This window comes from Marinobacter nitratireducens, assembly GCF_000708045.1.
Classification (GTDB): domain Bacteria; phylum Pseudomonadota; class Gammaproteobacteria; order Pseudomonadales; family Oleiphilaceae; genus Marinobacter; species Marinobacter nitratireducens.
In genome coordinates this window covers 146,719-163,335 of record NZ_ANIE01000005.1, presented here as the reverse complement: position 1 = coordinate 163,335, position 16,617 = coordinate 146,719, and the positions used below count along the sequence as shown (strand labels likewise).

At 57.4% G+C, this 16,617-nt stretch carries 19 protein-coding genes; 12 read left to right on the top strand and 7 right to left on the bottom strand.

Annotated elements, in window-relative coordinates; translation table 11 throughout:
- Positions 1–83 precede the first annotated feature (83 nt).
- Positions 84–1,205, top strand: a complete 1,122-nt coding sequence (locus D777_RS07875) for an MBL fold metallo-hydrolase (protein ID WP_051669011.1) — start codon at positions 84–86, stop codon at positions 1,203–1,205.
- Here D777_RS07875 and D777_RS07870 read toward each other — a convergent pair.
- Entirely contained in the window at positions 1,132–1,962 is an 831-nt protein-coding gene (locus tag D777_RS07870) for a DUF2059 domain-containing protein (RefSeq protein WP_036130315.1), read from the bottom strand. The two genes, D777_RS07875 and D777_RS07870, sit on opposite strands and share 74 nt — an antisense overlap.
- Positions 1,963–2,051: 89 nt before the next feature.
- On the opposite strand from D777_RS07870, the gene D777_RS07865 reads away from it, so the two are divergent.
- A complete protein-coding gene (locus D777_RS07865) occupies positions 2,052–2,723 on the top strand; it encodes a transglycosylase SLT domain-containing protein (protein WP_051669010.1) in 672 nt (223 codons plus the stop codon).
- A 12-nt stretch (positions 2,724–2,735) separates the two neighbouring features.
- On the opposite strand, the gene D777_RS07860 is transcribed toward D777_RS07865, so the two are convergent.
- Positions 2,736–3,638, bottom strand: coding sequence for a LysR family transcriptional regulator (locus D777_RS07860; protein ID WP_036130312.1), 903 nt, complete (start codon positions 3,636–3,638; stop codon positions 2,736–2,738).
- Positions 3,639–3,766: 128 nt separating this feature from the next.
- Between D777_RS07860 and D777_RS07855 the strand changes: the two genes are divergently transcribed.
- Positions 3,767–3,961: a hypothetical protein gene (locus tag D777_RS07855; RefSeq protein ID WP_036130310.1), complete on the top strand. Its 195-nt coding sequence runs from the start codon at positions 3,767–3,769 to the stop codon at positions 3,959–3,961.
- 124 nt (positions 3,962–4,085) lie between these two features.
- Here the strand turns inward: D777_RS07855 and D777_RS07850 are convergent, their stop codons facing one another.
- A complete protein-coding gene (locus tag D777_RS07850) occupies positions 4,086–5,768 on the bottom strand; it encodes an AMP-binding protein (RefSeq protein ID WP_036130308.1) in 1,683 nt (560 codons plus the stop codon).
- Positions 5,769–6,202: 434 nt separating this feature from the next.
- Here D777_RS07850 and D777_RS07845 point away from each other — a divergent pair, with 434 nt between their 5' ends.
- Positions 6,203–7,114, top strand: a complete 912-nt coding sequence (locus D777_RS07845) for a glutathione S-transferase family protein (protein ID WP_036130307.1) — start codon at positions 6,203–6,205, stop codon at positions 7,112–7,114.
- Here the strand turns inward: D777_RS07845 and D777_RS07840 are convergent.
- Complete coding sequence (locus D777_RS07840) at positions 7,111–7,548, bottom strand: Lrp/AsnC family transcriptional regulator (protein ID WP_227501710.1); 438 nt, start codon at positions 7,546–7,548, stop codon at positions 7,111–7,113. The genes D777_RS07845 and D777_RS07840 overlap by 4 nt on opposite strands.
- A gap of 156 nt (positions 7,549–7,704) precedes the next feature.
- Between D777_RS07840 and astA the strand changes: the two genes are divergently transcribed.
- Positions 7,705–8,787, top strand: coding sequence for an arginine N-succinyltransferase (gene astA, locus D777_RS07835; protein WP_036130306.1), 1,083 nt, complete (start codon positions 7,705–7,707; stop codon positions 8,785–8,787).
- Positions 8,777–9,586, top strand: coding sequence for a DUF1338 domain-containing protein (locus D777_RS07830; protein ID WP_036130305.1), 810 nt, complete (start codon positions 8,777–8,779; stop codon positions 9,584–9,586). Before astA ends, D777_RS07830 begins: the two co-directional genes overlap by 11 nt.
- Before the next feature lie 10 nt (positions 9,587–9,596).
- On the opposite strand, the gene D777_RS07825 is transcribed toward D777_RS07830, so the two are convergent.
- Positions 9,597–10,250, bottom strand: coding sequence for a protein-L-isoaspartate(D-aspartate) O-methyltransferase (locus D777_RS07825; protein WP_036130303.1), 654 nt, complete (start codon positions 10,248–10,250; stop codon positions 9,597–9,599).
- Between the two features lie 194 nt (positions 10,251–10,444).
- On the opposite strand from D777_RS07825, the gene D777_RS07820 reads away from it, so the two are divergent.
- Positions 10,445–11,110, top strand: a complete 666-nt coding sequence (locus tag D777_RS07820; protein WP_036130301.1) for an AbiTii domain-containing protein — start codon at positions 10,445–10,447, stop codon at positions 11,108–11,110.
- Between the two features lie 8 nt (positions 11,111–11,118).
- Here D777_RS07820 and D777_RS07815 read toward each other — a convergent pair whose 3' ends face one another.
- Positions 11,119–11,904 (bottom strand): TSUP family transporter, encoded by a 786-nt coding sequence (locus D777_RS07815; protein WP_036130299.1) that lies wholly within the window; start codon positions 11,902–11,904, stop codon positions 11,119–11,121.
- A gap of 225 nt (positions 11,905–12,129) precedes the next feature.
- On the opposite strand from D777_RS07815, the gene D777_RS07810 reads away from it, so the two are divergent.
- Genes D777_RS07810 through D777_RS07790 form a run of 5 tightly spaced genes read left to right on the top strand, consistent with a single transcriptional unit; the run spans position 12,130 to position 15,540 of the window.
- Complete coding sequence (locus tag D777_RS07810) at positions 12,130–12,789, top strand: c-type cytochrome (protein ID WP_036130296.1); 660 nt, start codon at positions 12,130–12,132, stop codon at positions 12,787–12,789.
- A 15-nt stretch (positions 12,790–12,804) separates the two neighbouring features.
- Entirely contained in the window at positions 12,805–13,785 is a 981-nt protein-coding gene (locus D777_RS07805) for a c-type cytochrome (protein ID WP_036130294.1), read from the top strand.
- A gap of 54 nt (positions 13,786–13,839) precedes the next feature.
- On the top strand, positions 13,840–14,292 hold the full coding sequence (locus tag D777_RS07800; RefSeq protein ID WP_036130292.1) for a hypothetical protein: 453 nt from the start codon (positions 13,840–13,842) through the stop codon (positions 14,290–14,292).
- Between the two features lie 25 nt (positions 14,293–14,317).
- On the top strand, positions 14,318–15,262 hold the full coding sequence (locus tag D777_RS07795; protein ID WP_227501709.1) for an alpha/beta fold hydrolase: 945 nt from the start codon (positions 14,318–14,320) through the stop codon (positions 15,260–15,262).
- Positions 15,259–15,540: a SelT/SelW/SelH family protein gene (locus D777_RS07790; protein WP_036130291.1), complete on the top strand. Its 282-nt coding sequence runs from the start codon at positions 15,259–15,261 to the stop codon at positions 15,538–15,540. Before D777_RS07795 ends, D777_RS07790 begins: the two co-directional genes overlap by 4 nt.
- 2 nt (positions 15,541–15,542) lie before the next feature.
- Here the strand turns inward: D777_RS07790 and D777_RS07785 are convergent, their stop codons facing one another.
- The gene (locus D777_RS07785) at positions 15,543–16,451 is read right to left on the bottom strand and encodes a LysR family transcriptional regulator (protein WP_036130288.1); all 909 of its coding nucleotides are present in this window, start codon (positions 16,449–16,451) and stop codon (positions 15,543–15,545) included.
- Between the last annotated feature and the right edge of the window lie 166 nt (positions 16,452–16,617).

The following is a 16,617-nucleotide window of genomic DNA, read 5'->3' as shown; positions in this document are numbered from 1 at the left end:
TGGAGAGTGGACCGAAAACCCAGGATGTACAAATATTGATCACACCTGAGCAACGTGATCGTCACACGCCCGGAGTCCGACGTATGCCCCATACACAGTCTGACCAACGCGCATTTGAAGTCCGCGTCGAGCTGGGAGCACTCACCAGCGTCGCCGGAGATCCACAGGTTGCCGTCCGGGTCGGGCCGGCGATCGCAACACTGGTGAATGGTATTGGCGGAGACCCCCTGCTTCAGCTCCGGTTGATCCATGAGGCCCGGAGCCTGCTGTTCGACATGGGCGACAGTGGCCGAATGGCACTGCGCTCTGCCCATCAGGTCAGCGACGTATTTATTACCCACTGCCATGCTGACCATATTGGCGGATTCATGTGGTTCATGCGCAGCCGGATTGGCCATTTTCCCGCCTGCCGGCTCTATGGCCCACCGGGGTTGCTGGAGCATATTTCAGGCATCACCAAGGGGGTTCTGTGGGATCGGGTGGAGGACCGCGCTCCAAGGTTTGTCGTTCATGAGTGGCACGGTGATCACATGAAGCGGTGGCGGCTGGTTTCAGGCGAGACACCCGAGCCATTGCAAGACCAGCCGACCCCGAATGGAGAACTCCTGCACGAACCGGAGTTCCGGGTTCGCGCCACACAACTCGACCATGGCACTCCAGTACTGGCTTATGCCTGGGAGCCTTTCGGGAAGCTACAGGTGCGCAAAAACAGTCTGTCTGACATAGATGCCAAAGCAGGGCCCTGGCTTCATGACCTGAAGATGGCCGTGCTGAAAAAACAACCTGACAAGCTGATCTGCCCAGGGAATGGCGAAACCTATCGGGCCGGCACCCTGGCCTCGAAAATTCTGAAACAGGAGGCCGGACAAGCCATTGTCTACGCAACCGACTTTGCCGACACGCCAGGCAACATCCGGAATCTCACCAATCTCGCCGCCGGTGCGCACACCCTGTTCTGCGAAGCATCGTTCATGGTCGCCGACACCGAGCAGGCCAAACGGACCCATCATCTGACCACAGACGCGACTGCCCGCATCGCCAATCAGGCCGGAGTCCGCCAGCTGATCGCCTTTCACTTTTCCCATCGGTATGCACGCAAGCGCGACGCGGTTTACCGTGAACTAGCCGGCTTTACTGACCGGCTGCTGGTGCCGGAGCCAGAAAACGCGCAATCTGGCCACCCATCGACTCGATCGGATCCGTAATGGCCTGCTGGATACTGTCGGTCACGATCTCTGAAAAGGCCGCGCCCGGGCCGCTTTCCAGGAAGTCCAGGTACAGGCCAAGCTCCTGGTCGCTGATATTCTCATAGGTGTAAAGGTAACTGTCATACACCTGCTGGCCAACCACCCCCCGAAGCATGCTGCGCTGGCCTTCGATCTTTTGCTTGATGGCATCGTAATGCACTGATTCCCCGCTCAGGGCAGAAACAGCAGACGCCATACTCAATTGAACAGCAATCGAGGTATCGACAGCACTCTCCGTCGCCCGGGCCGCCCGATCAAAGCGATCAAACTTCTTCGCTCGCTCACTGCCCTGATACTTTTTGTTCAGCTCGGAAGCCCTGGCCTGAATACCCTGCCAGTTCGCGGGATCCGAGGCGGCAATTTCAGCTTGGGAGATTTTCTTCGCAACCGGTGTCTGATACCAGTCGTGGACGGCCTTGAGCTGATGTTCAGACAGCCCGCTTTCCAAGTTGTCCACGATCTGCTTTTCAATCTCCGCCTCCGTGAAACTGCTGGTCACCACATGGCCAATGGTTTGGGCCACCATGGGCGGGACGCCACCACTCTGCTTAAGCCCCTCCCGGATCCCCTCCTTCATCATCGCTGGATACAGGGCCACAATGTCGTCAACTGGGGAGACTTCCAGGACGTCGGAGGCGGACGGCGACGCGTAGGCCTGAACACTGAATAACAGGCCGACAACTAAAACAGGTTTAACTAGGGTACGAAGCATCATGTCTCTATCATCCTGAGGTATGGATATTTCGTTTATGACACGGTCGACCCGGGTTCGGCAAGCAATCGGCGGCTGTCGGAGATGACGGTTTGGTAGGAAAAATCCTGCGTTCACGGCTCAGTTGGTATGGGTTTCCGGTTGTCGGCCTGCTGATTGGCATTTGGGCCACCCTTAGATTCAGCCTGCTGGCACCCTCGCCTCCCGCCAATCCGGACAACCTGTGCGAAATCTTTCGCGAGCACCCAGCATGGTATGACTATGCGAGGAATTCACAGGAGCGATGGGGCACGCCAATCGCCACCCAGATGGCTTTTGTCTATTACGAGTCGTCCTTTCGCAGCCACGCACAGCCACCCAGGACAAAGCTCTGGGGGGTCATACCCTGGGCTCGCCCAACGACAGCCTATGGCTATGCCCAGGCCCTTGACCCGGCCTGGCGGGAATACCTGGAGGCCAACAACGGGAAGTGGTACGTCGTCCGAACGGACATGGAATACGCACTCGACTTTGTCGGCTGGTACAACCACCTGACCCGGAAACAGGCTGGTGTCGGCTTTTATAACCCGCGTCATCTCTACCTGGCCTATCATGAAGGGCGAGGCGGCTATCAACGTGGAAGCCACAAACAGAAACCCGATGTCACGGCACTGGCGCAGCGGGTCCAGAACCGGGCGTTCCGCTATGACAACCAGCTCCAGAACTGTGAACAGGAGTTTCAATGCTGGCGCTGGTATCAGTTCTGGCCGTTCTGTGAAGCCTGATATTCAACCCTGTCAGAAGGTTGTGCTGATTTCGATAGAGGATTCCAGTGCCTGGAGCCGCTCCACGAGATATTCCATGACAATGCGAACCCGCGCCATCTGCTGGGTGTCCTGGTTCACATGCAGCCACAGATCCACACTTTCTCCCTCCAGCGGGTCCGAGAGCCGTCTCAGCTCCTTTACACTATCTCCCAGATAACAGGGAAGCACCGCCACACCGGCACCGGATCTGGCCAGTGAGTGCATGGACTGCAAGCTATTGCAGCGAATCACAGAGGTCACGTTTTTCAACTGTTTGCGGTACCAGCGCCCGGTGGCAAGATGGCTGAAGGTTTCGTCCGGAACAATCCAGGTGACATCCTCCGGGCTATTCTCCAGGTCCATACTCCGGTTTCGACGGCAGTACAGTGCAGAACCGTAAACAGCGGACTCGATGGCGGCAATTCGCTCGCCCTCCAACGTCGCCTGGGGTTTGTTTTCCGGCCGAAGGGTCAGGTCTGCCTCGCGATGGCTGAGGTTAGCCACATCGTTGTCGGTGAGGACCTCCAGCTCAATGTCCGGAAACTCCCGAACCAGTGTCGCCAGAATCGGGCTGAGTAACGTATTCATCATCGCGTCTTCGGCCGCAACCCGCACCTTGCCAACCGGCGCCGAATCGTCCTGTCCAACCAGTTTTCGTTGCAGGTTTTCCATTTCCACCGCCAGCTTTTCCGCCTTTCTGAAAGCGGTTTCACCGACCGGCGTCAGCTGCAATCCGTCCCGGTTCCGCTCAAAAAACTGAACGCCGAGAGACTCCTCCATCTGATCAAGTCTACGTAAAACAGTGGTTTGGTGAACGCCCAGCAATTCTCCGGCCTTGGCAAGCGTTCCACCTATTGCCAGAGCCCGTATGTATCGAAGATAATCCCAGTCCATAATTACTGCATATTTGCAACATGAGTACGGATTTTAACGTATTTAAGCTGCAAAAAAGTATCCTTAGAATATCGTGTAAATTAAAGATAGATCGCTAACTAATCCACCAGACAAGGGGGGAAGGCTCCATGATTCAGAACCGTACCGCAACCGTAAACCCACTGCCGTCCAGCATCCTCCACAATGGTGCTGACGTGCGGAGCCAGTATACCCGCGCAGCCGCCGCGCAGGTGGGACAGTTTATCAGCCGCAAGCTCCGGTCCTGGAACCGCAAGGCCGAGACCGTTGCCCAGGACCTCACCCAGATGCAGGGCGGTCACTGATTACCCGGCCAGGGCGATTGCATCAGGCAATCAGCTTTCAGGATCGGATACGAAAACGCCGGCGACCTCAACATGAGGCGCCGGCGTTTTTTGTTACCCGCAAGCGAGCTTACCTCCCGGAGTATCAGAACTCCCAGATCACTTTCTGCTTCTGCCCGAACCACTCATCCATCTTCCGGGTGTAGTAGTCCTCGATCACGTTACGCTTGATCTTCATGGTTGGCGTCAGCATACCGTTCTCCATGCTCCAGGGCTCCCGGACAATGACCAGGAATGCCAGCTTTTCATGAGCCTCACTGGCGGCATTGACGGCATCCAGTTCCGCGGTCAGTTCCTGTTCCAGCTCAGACCGTTCCGCACCCGATTCCAACTCTTGCCGTGCCTCTTCCGACAGCAGAACCATCAGGCAGGGTTGCGGTTGATTTGCCCCGGCCACGCACACCACCTCGGCTTTGGGATGGTTGAAACGGTTTTCGATGGGCACCGGCACCACATATTTTCCCTTGGCGGTCTTGAACAGATCCTTCACCCGGCCGGTGATTCGCAGGCAACCATCACTGTCAATCTCACCCATGTCGCCGGTTTTCAGGAACCCGTCTTCGGTAAGGTCCTCGCGAGTTTTCTCTTCATTCTTGTAGTACCCCAACATCTGGCCCGGGCTTTTCACCTGAACTTCGCCGCCCTCGCCAATCCGGTGCAGTACGCCAGGGTTGGCCATACCGACAGTGCCTACCTTGGCCTGACCGGGTCGGTTGGCGTGGGAATAACCGAAATTTTCTGACATGCCGTAAACCTCGAGCAACTCCAGCCCGAGATTCCGATACCAGTCGATAATGTCGGCCGACAGGGGCGCAGCCCCGGTCAGCGCTGCCCGACAGTGATCAAGCCCCAGTTGCCTGAGCACTTTCTTTTTCACGATGGAGTTAACCACAGGCAGCTTGAACAGAAGCTTCTGCTTCTTCGGTGGCAGCTTTGCGTTGACACCCAGATAGAATTTCATCCATAGCCTGGGCACGGAGAAGAACAGCGTCGGCCTTGCCCGCTGAAGATCTTCCTGGAAGGTATCGAGGGAATTGGCGAAATACAGGTGAAAACCGTAGTACAGCGACTGGGTTTCAACCGCCGCCCGCTCCGCCACATGGGCCAGTGGGAGGTAGGACAACATGCGCTCCTCGGACGACACCGGGAAAAGCTGCTGAAGGCCGTCCGCCACCGAAATCATGGTCCGGAAGCTATGCATGACGCCCTTGGGGCGCCCGGTACTGCCAGAGGTATAGACCATGGTTGCCAGATCGTCCGGGTCAGGAAGTATCGGTTCCGCAGGTGCGGACTGGGCAACAATGTCCTGCCACTTAGGGGTATCATCGCGCGGTGACATGGGCAGAGAAATGAGCGGTAGATCCTCGGGAATATGGCCTTTGATGTCGTTCCATCCGTCCGCGGTCCCGTCCAGCTTGCCAAGGAACATCAGCTTTGCTTCGCAGTGTTCGAGGACGTAAGCCGCCGTGTCGCCATTCAAGGTCGGATACAGGGGCACCGACACATGGCCCGAAGCCCAGATAGCCAGATCAGCGAGAATCCAGTGGGCACTGTTCTTGCCAAGAATTGCGATATTGCTGCGCTCCGGCAAACCAAGGCTGTTCAGGTGCGCCACCATTCTGGACACCTGGTCGGCGGCCTGTCTCCAGGTGATGTCTTCAACCCGGCCATCGGGATAAGGCTGTGTCAGATAGACGGTATCCGGGCTCTGTGCGGCCCAGTAATAAAGACAATGGACGGATGTCTGCTTCTGCGGATCTACGGCCATCAATGGCTCCTTTGTTGTTCTTGTGGGTCTTAATCGGTCTGAGTTCATAGTAGACAGATTCCCGGTCAGCTCAATAGCAATATCCACCTTGCTCAGTGACCAATTCGTTATCACTGGGAACCTGGTCACAAACCACAAACGCAATCTCAACAATTGATCCGTGACATCCGTCAAGAATGATCTACATTGACCAATGAGGCGTAACGGATAGCATCACTGCAGGAGGTGACTATGAGAACAACGACTCGATCTGTTCTGGTTTTTCCAGCCTGGGGCGTGATTCTGGTTGGATCGGCAGCGTTTTTCTATTGCGCGTACGCGGGTCTGCTCGGCGCCTGACGTCCGAACAGCTGGCCCCGAAAGACAGGCCTGACAGGTCCGTATAAGCCCCCTTCTGCTGTACCCTTGACTAAATTGCAGAAGGACCCGCTTCCGTGGCTGAATTGACACTGTTCCATTACGCACTTTCCCCCTTTTCCGAAAAAATCAGGGCCATGCTTGGCTATTCAGAGCTTTCGTGGCTGTCAGTGACCGTCCGCGAAATGCCCCCACGTCCCGTGCTGGAAGCTCTCGCCGGGGGCTATCGTAAGGTTCCTGTGGCACAACGGGGTGCGGATATATTCTGCGACACCCGTACGATCGCGTCCGAAATCGCCCGCCTCAGTGGAAAACCCGAGCTTGCTCTGGAAAATCAACCGGAAGAAGTTCAGGCGTTCGTTCGCAAGGCAGACCTCGACATTTTTCTCGCGTGCGTCATTGCCGCGAGCGACGGCCGGATGCTCCGCAGGCTGATTCGCGAGACCTCGCTGATCAACACCTTCCGCTTTCTCAAGGACAGGATCAACATGGGTCGTAAAGCCCGAGTGAAAGCTGTCCGCGGAGCGGAGGCGAAACGAAAAGTCCTTGATCACATAGCAGACCTCGAAAACCGGTTGTCACAGGATTTTCTGTTCGGCCCAACGCCCTGCATTGCAGACTTTTCCGCGTATCATGGTTTGTGGTTCGTGTGCGATCTTGCAGGCAAACCCTGGCTGGAGAACGCGCCCAGGGTGTCAGCGTGGATGGCACGCATGAAGGCGTTCGGGCATGGTAGCCCCCGAGAGATCACACCAGAGGACGCGATTGCAATGGCTGCCTCAGCAACGCCAGAACCCCTCGAACCTGGCGCGGAGTCCGGCACACCGGTGACCATCGCGCCGTCCGATTACGGACGCGATCCCGTGTCGGGCAGCCTGGTTTATTCCGATGACACAAAGACGGTGATCTCCCGCTCATCCCCAAAAACCGGGCTGTTGCATCTGCATTTCCCCAAACAGGGATTCCGGGTTGTCGAGCAAACCGCCTAGCGTCGCAACCTCGTTTCAAGGACCACCGCGGAGTTCGTTCGCTCCACGCCCTCCAGATTACCAATGTCGTCCAGTACTGCGCTCAGCTCCTCAAGGGACTGAGCCTGTACTATCGCGATGAGGTCGTATTCCCCGCTGACAGAATACAGCTGGGCAACGTGACTGATACTCTCCAAAGCCGAATTGGTGCGAGCCGTCAGTTTCTGCACTACCTTGATTGAAACATGCGCCTCGACCTGGTTTGCGGAAAACGCGCCCCCCAACTGCACCGAATACCCGCGTATCACTCCGCTCGACTCAAGCTTCGCTATCCGATTCTGTACGGTAGAGCGCGAAACCCCCAGCGCCCGCGCTAGCTCCGTGATACTGCTCCGGGCATTGTCCCGCAGGAGCATGAGCAGCTTCCGATCCTGCTTAGCGATCACCTTATCCATCTATCACCTTATCTTCCGGTCACAGTGAACTTCTGTCACTTTGAACTCAATCTATCTCATTTTGATCATATTACCGATCAATTCGATCATTATGAATCTGCAAAGTGACACAACAGATCTTCATACTGAGGGCAATTCACTTTCAGGAACTCGCCCATGATCATCCGCCCCATTGCACCGAAGGACCTGGATGCGCTTTTCCGGATTGCCGAGGAGTCCGGCCCGGGGTTTACGTCGCTGATGCCCGATCGCGACGCCCTGGCCCGCAAGATTGATCACTCGGTCGACAGCTTCCAACGCACACTCTCTGCCCCTGGTGACGAGTACTACCTGTTCGTACTGGAGGACACAGCAACGGGCGCAGTGATGGGAACCACGGGCATACAGGCATCTGTCGGGCGCATCCATCCGCTCTACCATTTCCGTCACAGCACGCTGGTACAGCATTCGAGAAATCTGGGGCTTCACCGCCAGATTGACACGCTCACCCGCTGCCAGCACTACACGGGCTGTACAGAAATCTGCTCGCTCTATCTGCGCCCCGAATACCGCCGCCCCTTGGCCGGAAAGTTACTCTCGCGGGTTCGCTTCCTGTTCATGGCGATGCACCCGGAGCGCTTTTCCGATACGGTCATTGCCGAGATGCGCGGTGTCTCTGACGAGGGCGGGCAATCACCGTTCTGGAACTGCCTGAAGACCCACTTTGCAGATCTTGAGTTTGCATCGGTCACCAGCCTTGTGGGAGCCGGGCACACCGAGTTCATTGAGGACCTGATTCCGGATCACCCGATTTATACCTCAATGCTGTCCGCTGAAGCCCGTGGCGTGGTCGGAAAGGTCCATGAACAGACCCGCCCGGCCCTTGCGATGCTGGAAGCCGAGGGCTTTCGATTCCGGGGCCTGGTGGATGTCTTTGATGGTGGCCCGACCGTGGAATGCCCTCTGGCCAGCATTCGCAGTGTTCGTACATCAAGGGGCTTGCGCACCGTGGCAATCGGACAACCAGAAGCGGCTGGAACTCCGACACTTGTTGCGAATACCGGGCTGGCAGATTTCCGGGCAACGGTGACCTCAGATGCAACCACCGCAGGCAAGACGGTGCTCATGTCTCCGACCCTGTCCCGACAGCTCGGGCTAGACAATGGCGCACCGGTCCGGGCACTTGCCATGGGCAACACTCGGCCGGCTACGCACCCCGAACACATCGCCATGACTCCGGAGAAACACTATGCACACTGACTGGAAAAACCTGTTCGAAGAACTCTGGAATCAGTACCGGACGGTCACGCCATCCGCCGAGAAGATTCATCAGCTTCTGGGTGAGAGCCAGGGCAGGGAAATCGTCAATGACCACATCGCCCTGAGAACCTTCAACATCCATCCGGTCGGTCTGGATGCGCTGGCCCAGCACTTCCTTGCACTCGGCTATCACCCTGGCGGCGAATACCATTTCAAGGCAAAGAAACTGTTTGCACGGCATTACGAGCACCCCGCGCCGGGTGCCCCGAAAGTCTTTATCTCCGAGCTTCTGGTTGATCAATGCTCACCGGCGCTGCAAACCATCGTTCACGAGTTGGTCTCCCACGTATCAACCGAGAACGTGAAGGCCAAAGATTTTCTCTATTCAGGGCGACACTGGGAACTGAACTACGAGACTTACCAGGCACTGCTCAAGGAAAGTGAATACGCTGCGTGGACCGCCGCCTGGGGCTACCGGGCCAACCACTTCACCGTCAGCGTTAATCACCTCGAACAGTTCAATAGCGTGCAGGCCGTTAATGACCTGCTGAAAGCTCACGGCTATACCATCAATGGGTCAGGAGGAGAGGTGAAAGGCTCGCCGGACGATCTGCTGGAACAGTCATCAACCATGGCTGACAGGGTGCCAATGCTTTTTGCCGACGGTGAACACCTGATCCCAAGCTGCTTTTACGAATTCGCCCTTCGCTATCCCAAACCCGATACCGGCGAACTCTACAGAGGTTTTGTCGCGGCATCCGCCGACCGGATTTTCGAGAGCACAAACGCCACCGGCTAAAAGAAGACGTTCAGGACCAGCCCTGTTCGCCAAGAAGCGGCACAAACCGGACGCCGCCCAGGTCTTCCGTGCGGTATTCCGCCTCGGACAACCGGGTAATACGCTGCAATGACTGCACGCTGTACTCGGACCCAACAGGGATAACCAGACGTCCTCCGACCGCCAGTTGCGCCTTCAGTGCCTCGGGGACAGCCGGGGCGCCAGCGGCCACACAGATGCCATCAAACGGGGATTTTTCGGGCCACCCGAGCGTGCCATCGGCGCATCGGACCGTCACATTGTCATAGCCCAGCTCTGCCAGAACCTGCCCGGCTCGCTGGGCAAGTTCCGGGATGCGTTCAATCCCGAACACCTGCCGGGCAATGCAGGCCATAACAGCGGCGGCGTAGCCCGATCCGGTGCCAATATCCAACACGGTTTCTCCCCCGTCCAGCTCAAGCGCCTCAGCCATCAAGGCCACAATGTAGGGTTGGGAAATGGTTTGCCCGGCACCAATCGGCAATGGGCCGTCGTCGTAGGCGCAATCGATCATGCTGTTAATGACGAACCGATCCCTCGGTACCCGCCGCATGGCTTCGATCACCAGGGGAGACGTAATCCCCCGGGCAATAATCTGGTCATCCACCATTGAGGCACGACGGGCCTCAAACTCTTCCGTTTTCATAACAAGCTTCCCCCGCCTTGCCGTTACGTCTTGTTACAGAGGACAACGGTTTTACAACAGCCAAAAACGAACCTGTTGTCTAGTTTTTAGACACCTCCACCGGGTCACCAGACACTCAGTGGATATCCAAACAATAACAATAGACTGATAGCCACCGGTGCGGACCGGAGACTTGGCTATCGGAGGAGGAAACCATGTCCGCATCCGTGAATCATCTCCAGGAACGCACCCTGGATTCCGCAGAGCTGCTCGAGCAGATCATGCCCTCCGCCATTACCCTCGCCATGATGCTGCGCCAGAAGAAGATGGCCGCCTGGCTGCGAAACGAACTGGATGGCTATGAAGACGAAACCGCAGCGCCACCCTATCGTCGAGACCTGCCTGGACACATTGTAGCCCGATCACCACAGTATGGCTGGATCCCCGCACCGGTAAATGAGGATCAGACACGGGAACATGGCCACCTGAGCCTCGTCGACGGCACCAAAGTGCTGGAAAAATTCTGTGTTGGCTGCAAGAAGGGTGATGGCAACCGGGTGCAGCTGGAAAAGGAAGCCATGGCAACTCTGCAGAAGCAGATCAACCTGAGCGCCGAGCTGGCCATTAACCTGAGTCGCGACGTTTACAGCCAGCTACTCAGAACCGTGCGGGCTGCCATTTATCTGTGGACGATTGAATTAATGGGCCGTGGCCTGGAAGGCGAACACAATCACTATACCGCCGACCAGCGCAGCAGCGTAGCGGATCTGGACGACCCCCAGCGTTTCTGGCGACGGGCCATGGAGGAAGTAAACGAACTCCCCATTCCCGATGTGAAGTCAGCCGGATTCTTTGAACGCATGTTCGGACGCGCCAGCTAACCAGGGAATCATCCGAGAACCGAGACCATGCCGATGCTACTGACTACCAGTAGCACGGCACCGAGAATCCGGAAAAAGATCGGCGTCTCAGCTTTCAGGATCCGGTCGTGGAACTGCAGCCCGATGACATGCCCGACGGCCGCGCAGGGCAACAACCACACGTGATGTATCAATTGCAGATCGATGCCTGCCCACACGAATGCGCCCATCTTGATCATCACCAGAATGAACCAAAGGGCAAACAGCGTATCCCGCAGCTTTTCCTTTGGCAGGTGCTGAGCCGCCACAGCAATAATCAGAGGCGCTCCGATCAGGGACGTGCCGCTGATATAACCCCCAACCATCAAAAACACCGCATCAACCACCTTGCTGTTACTTCGGAAAGGTTTGTTCACGATGTAAGACACGGAGTACAGCGCCACAATCACGAAAATAATGGCACTCAGGATATTCCCCGGCAGGGTGATCAGGCCAAATACCCCGATCAGTTTCGGCACAATCATGATGCCGAGGATTCGCCACAGGTAGCGCCAGTCCACCGTCCCCTCGCTCACGGCATCCCCATCGCCGGGAGCGCTAGACGGTTTTCGGTTATTCATCCAGATCGTCAATGACGAGAACACCAGAAGGTGCACGGCGATGATCGGCAGAAACACCAGAGGCTGATCCAGTACCAGCAACAGAAAAGGCAGCGACAGCACGGCACCACCAAACCCCAGACCCGAGCGTACAAAGCCGCTCCATACGAAGATCAGAGCAATGAGAATGTACTGGACAGCGTTCAGGTCAGCCATGGTTACCTAGCGGGGGATGAAAACCCGGGGCACTGTACTCAACCCGGCCAATGGATTCCAGCCCATTACCACGAATCACGCTCGCGTTAAGCGCTAGCATTCGATATATTCCTATGTGTAATATCGTTATTCCCAATAAAACACAACAACAGGATCTACACTGGAAGGGTAAGGCAACAGATCCGCCGTCACCGTTCCTGAACCGCAATCCTGCGGAGGTCAACAATGAAGCGTCAATTCTCCCGCCTGCTGATAGCAGGCTGCACAGCGTTGCTACTCACACCAACCAGCCAGGCGCAGGGTAATCCAGAGCAAGGCGCAAGCCTCGTAACCCGGGGCGACGGCAGCGGTGCTCCATGCATGGCCTGTCACGGCCCCGATGGTGGTGGCAATGCCGCTGCCGGATTCCCGAGACTGGCCGGACTGGATGCGGATTATCTCGCCAAACAGATGCAGGACTACAACGCGGGCCGGCGAGTCAACGCGGTGATGCAGCCCAATGTGGACAATTTCAGTGATCAGCAACTCCGGGATATCGCCGCCTACTACTCGGAGCTTCCGATTCCAATGTCGTCATCGTCGTCCAACGCAGGCGACAAAGCGCTGGCAATGGGACAGAAGTTGGCCGAAAGCGGCGATTGGGACAACAACATCCCGCCCTGCTCCACCTGCCACGGGCCTGGAAACCGGGGCGTGGGTAATGCCTTCCCGGCGTTGGCGGGGCAGCACCCGTCCTACATCAAGCAGCAACTGGAAGCCTGGCGAAGCGGTCAGCGCACAAACGACCCGAACCAGCTGATGACCGCGGTCGCTGAGCGGCTGTCACCTGAACAAATCGATGCCGTGGCAGCCTACCTGGGCAGCCTGTCAGCTAGCACCCGATAACAGGAGAACGTTGCCATGAAGATCAGACTCTTTACTTCCCTGTTTGCCGGCCTGCTGGTCAGCAATGCCGTGCTATCCGCTGAACCTGCGGTGCCCGTGAAGCTGCCGGATTTCAAGGAAGGCCAGTATGTTCACCAGGCACCGACCGTGGAAGACCTGATGAACAGTGACAAGATTCACCCGGAGCTTAAAAAGGTCATTCTCCGGGGCCGTGACATGTTCATGAACACCCAGCAGTTCCGTGGCGAATATGTATTCAATGACATGAATTGCAAATCCTGCCACATGGGCGAGGGACGCCGGAACTGGTCCGCCCCGGTCTGGCCCGCGGCCACGACGCTGCCCGACTTCCGGGGCAAGAACCAGCACGTGAACTCCCTTGAAGAACGAATTGCCGGGTGCTTCTCATTCTCCATGAACGGCACACCACCGGCCTATGGCAGCGATGACATGCTCGCCATGGTGGCCTACCACAAGTGGCTCGCGACTGGCGCACCGATGTATGAAAAGAACATTGGTGGCCGGGGCTTTAGCCATCTGGGCAAGGAAAAGCCAGAACTGGACTACAACAGGGGCAAGGCGGTCTATACCGAAAACTGTGCGATCTGCCACGGTGATAATGGCCAGGGCCAACACAAGGACGGCGAGGTGGTCTTTCCGCCACTTTGGGGGGACGCATCCTACAACTGGGGCGCCGGTATGACCCGGGTATTTACCGCCGCGTCATTCATCAAGAACAACATGCCCCTGGGCAAACCCGGATCCCTGACCGACGATGAGGCCTGGCAGGTGGCCAACTACATCAACTCCCAGGAGCGTCCGCAGGATCCTCGATACACCGGCGATGTAAAGGAAACCCGGGAGAAATACCTTAACTTTCATAAACACACCAACTACGGGACGGTTGTGAATGGTAAGCTTCTGGGTGATCACGAAAACACTGGAAGCAAGCCTTTCCTGAAACCGGACGCCCTGAGACCGAGAACGTTCGACTAACCAGCGGCACACTCAGCAGGAAAGGCGCATAGCGAAGATCTACCGGAGACTACTATGCGGCAAGCAGCGCCTTTCCTGTTTATGCTCATTGTCCTGTCAGGGTGCCAATCCATGTCTGGTGACGCCCGACCCACTCGCGGCGATACGATCCTGCTGAGTGCAAAACACTGCCTGAGCGAGTACCTGGACGATCTGGACAAGGAACATTACGGCCCCTGCCTCAGGATTACAGAGGTGGACGGCGAAAAACCCGTTGTCCAGGAGGACGGATTCATAGAATTGCCGGTTGCCAGAGCTCTGACACTGGAAACCAGTTGCGTCTATCGGCACGCTGACGGCACCCCGATTCCCCTCACCGTGGAAACGGCCGAGTTTCGAATCACCGACCGGACGTTTACCAAGCCCGGACTGCGCTGGTACCTCCATGCCCAGGAAAAAGCCAGGGGTGTGATCGGCTGCAAGCCAACGCTCTCTCGTTCCACATACCCTACATACAAAACAGACTGACATTCACCGGAAAGGACACCGGTCTTTGCTGCGCACCGAACCTGATCAACCCAAACGGCCTGCGGATTCCACCGTTCTTCTCGAAGATGGTCGCAGGCTCGCCTTCACCGACCTGGGCGATCCAGACGGGTACCCGTTGTTCTTTGCCCACGGAATGCCGGGCTCCCGACTTGAAGGCCGCTTCCTGCACATCCGAGCCAGACGCCATGGCTTTCGCATCATTACACCGGATCGACCCGGCATCGGCGGCTCCGGATTCCAGCCACACCGAACCCTGTTGGACTACCCGGACGACATTCGTCAACTGGCTGACAGCCTCGGAATCGAGCGGTTCAGCCATCTTGGCTGGTCCAGCGGTGGATCCCGAACTCTGGCGTGCTGCTATCGGCTCTCACCGCGCATGGACATTGGAGTCTGCCTTTCTGGATACACGCATTTCGCGGAGTACCCCGGCCCCCGCAACCTGATTGAGGGCACCCGATGGCCCGGCCCGGCACTGGCTCGCCTGAGCCCAGCGCTGGTGCGGTTAATGGTCAGGGTGGTTGCCTGGTTATCACGCCGCCACCCCGGTCTTTACATGCGCGAGGCCACGGAGCTTGTCAGCACGCAGGATCAGCAGCTCCTTCGAGCTTTCCTGAAAGGGGAAAACTTCCGGGCAGACCAGCTCGCCTGCCTTGCCAGCGGCGGTCAGGCCATCGCCACCGACCTGTTGACCGAACTCGAGGATTGGGGGTTCACCCTGGGCGAGGTCAAGATGCCGGTGTGGATCTACCAGGGCGGCCAGGACCCGTTTATTCCGGTAGACTACGCCCGCCACCTGAAAGAGCATCTTCCGAGAGCCAGCCTGACACTGCTGCCCGAGGCCGGACACCTGTATCCGCTCTCGGAGAGCTTTCAGGACGATCTCTTCCGCCGAATCCGCAACCAACTTGAACATGGCACCGCCAGACAGGAGATACATCAGGCATGACACATCACGTCGATATCCATTATTGCACCGGTTGCCGCTGGCTTATGCGCTCAGCCTGGATGGCACAGGAGCTTCTCACCACCTTCGAAGGGGACATCGGCGAACTCACCCTGCACCCGGGGACAGGCGGCATTTTTGAAGTCTGGGTGGATGACAAACGTATCTGGTCCCGCAAGGAGCAAAACGGGTTTCCGGAGATCACCCAGTTGAAACAGCTGGTCCGGGATGAAATCGACGAAGAACGCTCGCTGGGGCATTCAGACCGAAAAAACGACTGAACTCAGGCTGCAGGCAGACCCCAGACACCGGCCAGCGCTTCCAGAGCCTCCTGCAGCATAGGCTCACCGCTACGATCCCGATGCCAGATAAAACTGAGGGCGCAGGGCAAACGAACGCCCTCAACAACAACCAGGCCCCGTTCCTGGCGCTCGGCCATCGCCAGGGCGTCCCGTGCGAGGCTCAGCCCCACCCCGGCGCGCACCAGATCCAGCATGCAGGCCTCCTGATCCACCTGGGCAACGCCATTCGGAGCGAGTCCCATGGGGCTCATGACATCGTTCAACAGGCGGTTATGAACGGAATCCACGGGCGTTACGATCCACGGTAATCCTGCCAGCACCTCCCATCGGTTGTCCGCAACCCTGGCCGCCCACCCGGATGGTGCAATCACGTGATAGTCGAACCTGGCCAGTTCACGGTGGGTCAGTTCCGGTGCCGCCTTCCCGGGACCGGCATCCGGCGGCGCCAGGTAAAACCCCACGTCCAGGTCACCCTTACGCACCTGTTCGAGAACACTGCCACTCATGCCCTGATGCAGCTCGGTTTCCAGCTGCGGAGCCCTGGCCACCAGACGATTCAGGAAAGCCCCCAGGCGGATGAATTCAGGATCCACGATGGTGCCAATCCGCAGCCGCCCGCGCACGGTACTGTGCAATGCCCGGGCACTCTGCTCAAACGCGGAAAGGCCCGCCAGGGCCCGCTCCGCCACCGGCAATAACGCCTGGCCATCCGCCGTCAGGTCCAGCCCCTGAGGCTTTCGGGAAAACAGTTTCAGCCCGATGTCTTGCTGGAGCTGTTTCAGCTTCAGGCTGACCGCAGGCTGGGTCAGGTGCAGTTTCTCCGCGGCCCTGGACACGCTGCCTTCCCGCGCCACCGTTACAAACGCTCTGAGTCCCTGTAACTGCTGCATATCCAGATGTCCAAACGTGGTTGATCCGGGGCTCACTCGCCCAATAGATATAATAATTTTTTATATCTTGCTTTTGAAAAACTCAATTGCTTCGCCGCCCACCTGAATCTAGATTATCTGATCAACAGTCGAACAAAAAGTGGCATAGCACAGGATTTCACGGAGC